Raw genomic sequence first — 301 nt, forward strand, 5'->3', positions numbered from 1 at the left:
GCTGATGACTCTGCTGATATTTCTGATGGCGTGAGTTTCGGTCTGTCGGGTGCAGATGCTGCGTATTTCTCGATTGATACCAGCAGTGGCGAAGTTACTTTGTTGGCCGATGCGGACTATGAGATCAAATCCAGCTACAGCTTTACTGTTACAGCCACCGACGGCGCGGGTTTACAAAATAGCCAAGCCGTGACGCTGGATGTGAATGATCTGGATGAAGTGGCACCGGCATTTACATCCGGTTCAACAGCGACCGCCATTGACGAAAACTCTGGTGAAAACACGGTGATTTACACCGCAG

Annotated in this window: 1 protein-coding gene; it reads left to right on the top strand. The window is 50.5% G+C overall.

The window, feature by feature from the left end; genetic code table 11:
- Positions 1-301 (top strand): cadherin repeat domain-containing protein (locus Q4563_RS18685; RefSeq protein WP_303605578.1); only part of this gene is annotated, 301 nt, incomplete at both ends.

It is taken from the genome of Gilvimarinus sp. 1_MG-2023 (assembly GCF_030548285.1).